4 protein-coding genes and 1 pseudogene are annotated in these 2,399 nt (G+C 55.3%); 2 read left to right on the forward strand and 3 right to left on the reverse strand.

The features are described from left to right. Both AX760_RS27385 and AX760_RS27035 read left to right on the forward strand, forming a co-directional pair. Window positions 1-202, forward strand: a 202-nt coding sequence (locus AX760_RS27385) for a hypothetical protein (protein ID WP_210187365.1), incomplete at its 5' end; no start/stop codon positions are given. Window positions 203-497: 295 nt separating this feature from the next. Continuing rightward, window positions 498-602, forward strand: a pseudogene (locus AX760_RS27035) (UPF0149 family protein); the annotation flags it as partial. A gap of 277 nt (window positions 603-879) precedes the next feature. Here the strand turns inward: AX760_RS27035 and AX760_RS03535 are convergent. The 3 genes from AX760_RS03535 to AX760_RS03545 form a co-directional block, all read right to left on the reverse strand. Further along, window positions 880-1,443, reverse strand: coding sequence for a hypothetical protein (locus AX760_RS03535; RefSeq protein ID WP_071831518.1), 564 nt, complete (start codon window positions 1,441-1,443; stop codon window positions 880-882). Window positions 1,444-1,625: 182 nt separating this feature from the next. Then, window positions 1,626-2,120, reverse strand: a complete 495-nt coding sequence (locus AX760_RS03540; protein ID WP_071831520.1) for a helix-turn-helix domain-containing protein — start codon at window positions 2,118-2,120, stop codon at window positions 1,626-1,628. Between the two features lie 40 nt (window positions 2,121-2,160). Then, window positions 2,161-2,399: transposase (locus tag AX760_RS03545; RefSeq protein ID WP_139276435.1), on the reverse strand; the 239-nt coding region annotated here is incomplete at its 5' end.

Here is a 2,399-nt window from a genome sequence, read left to right on the forward strand (position 1 = left end):
CTGTAAGTCTTTACGACCTCCGGATCCCCAACCATCCGTGCAGCGGATTGAAGATGTTGCATCTCATTCGACCCGCCGTATTAAACAGCGCGCTATAATGTTTGGTGCCGACTTCAGCAAAAAATGGTGGCAGGAACCTGCCCCGCTTGATCCCTACACCATTGGCAAGTCCCATAGCTTCAATACGCCCGAGGTGATTTGAACCTCCTCAACCGTTTTGCCAGTGCATAGCTAAAGCTAACAGAACCGTCATCGCCTTGTGCGGCAGTTCGTGGCTCGTCCCAGTGTCATGTGGCTTTTGACCTTGTGTGAGCGCGACGAACAGCCCACCTTTCCTTTTCTAACCAAGGCCGCGAGATATGCTCCTCCATCTACAGGAGCGGAACGGAATGATTGGAGATCGCGCTGATGCCATGCTTGAAGCCAGGCATGACGGGGTCTACCGGCGGATAGAGGTGATCACCGGGGGACTTCATCGGCGGAATTGGACTGACGAAGAGGTTAAACGCAAAGCGACCTGCCAGGATGCTGCTGATATCGCCGAAGCACTCGTCAACATCCGAACCTACTTTATGCCGAAGCGGGCAAAGCAGAAGTTCTGACCGAGCGCAGGAAACCTATTCCGTCAATCAAGAAAGCCGTGGGCCATTCGTTGCGCTCACGACCTTGTCGCCTCCAGCCTTGGGCAAGCGTAAGTCAGTATTTTCTAACACCTGGTGTCGCGTGCAGTGTGAAGGCGATATGGCAAATAGACGTCAGCGATGCTGTTGGGCGTGTCGGCTGCACCAAACATTCAACTGAAAGTTCAGAAGAACGCAAAGCTTTCGTGTAGGCGCTCTAACGGATAAATTGAGCCAGGAATGGAAAATTACGTAATGATTACGCAAATGTTGCCGTGACGCCGGTTACATAAACGAGCGCGATGCCGACCGCCGCGGCAACGACCCTCTTGCTTGCCGCAAATCCTGCCACGACGAGAAGGATGTAATAGACAAGATTGACCCCGGCCCAGACACCCACCTTTGCCATCGGCCAAGGTGCGCTGACTGCAGAGACCGCATTTGGAACCTGGGTGAGCAGATTGCTGCCAAGCACACAGAACACAACGACACGCCGGTGCTCCATGATGTGGTGGTCCAGCGTGTCCTTTTCTGTTGCCTTCGGAAAAACCTGTGTAGCGGCGAAATAATAGAGAAGGGCGACCAGCGCAACTGCAAGCGCTGCAAGATAGCTGACGTCAGGCAAATCACGATAGGCCCAGGCGTTCATCCAGAACGTGATCAGATCAACAAGCAGGAGTGCGCCAAACAGCGGCGAAACGATTCCAAGCTTGCGTTTGTGGCGCTCATCATAGGCACGAGAAAAGCCGGAAACGACTTCGGCGAAGGCAAGGCCAAGCAGCAGTCCATAGAAGGCGAACATGAAGCCAAAAGCGTCGCTCATCGAATTGTCTCCGCAGGATGGAAGAATGCTCATCGCAGATCGCCGCAAAGGCAGCAAGCATCTCACCTGCTGGAACGCCACCTTTGAACAGCACAATTGACCGATGGGTTTGAAACAGGGCTTTTTCGAATCCGTGTCGGTTGTCAGCGCCTCAAACCCGGCTTTTTTCAAGCATCAAATCTTCAGGCCAAGGTCTTGATCCATGGCCTCAGATCAAAGCCATCCCCCAGGCCAGCGCTCGCCGGGGCGTTGCGTCCTTGCCGCCTTTGCTCGAACGGTGTGATGCCGAAGCGACGGCGAAACGCCCGGCTAAAATGGGACGGATCGGAAAAACCATATTCAGCCGCGATGATCCCGATATGGCGGGTGTCATGCGGAACGCACAAGGCTTTTTGAGCATGGGCGAGCCTGCGGTCGAGCACGAAGCTTGCGATGCCCTGATACGGCTCGAACAGGCGATAAAGCGTCGAGCGTGAAAGACCCAAGTCTGCTGCCAGTGTGTCCGCATCCAGGCGGATATCGCCTAGCCGGATTTCGATCAGGCGCCGGGCGCGCTGAAACTGGGCATCGCGAAAAGGCTGCGGAGCCGTCTCACCCATTTCTTCCATCGGTTCCAGGGCCGCGTGGTACAGGGCGAGCGTTGCATTGGCCGCAGCCGCACCAACGGACCGGGGCATAGTTGCAAGCCGTTCCCTTAGAGTCCGTCCGAACACTTTCTCATTTTGAACATAGCCTTCGCAGCATGAGGCGGATGGAGGCTAATTTGAGGAAGGCAAGCGCATTTCTTGACAGGTTTTCGAGGTCCTTGGCCAGTCTACGGCATCGTCCGAGCCATGCGAAGGTTCGCTCGACAACCCATCGGCGTGGCAACAACTCGAAGCCTTTGGCCGCATCGGATCGCTTGACGATTTCAGTTGCCAGACCTGGTCTGGCCTTCTTCTGACCCTTTGCGAAGA

Origin of the sequence: Pararhizobium antarcticum, assembly GCF_001885585.1 — a bacterium.
Taxonomy (GTDB): domain Bacteria; phylum Pseudomonadota; class Alphaproteobacteria; order Rhizobiales; family Rhizobiaceae; genus Pararhizobium; species Pararhizobium antarcticum.

Bases quoted from the DNA above. Each gene is read 5' to 3' on its own strand.
- AX760_RS03535 (WP_071831518.1), bottom strand. From the start codon at position 1,443: ATGAGCGACGCTTTTGGCTTCATGTTCGCCTTCTATGGACTGCTGCTT.
- AX760_RS03540 (WP_071831520.1), bottom strand. From the start codon at position 2,120: ATGCCCCGGTCCGTTGGTGCGGCTGCGGCCAATGCAACGCTCGCCCTG.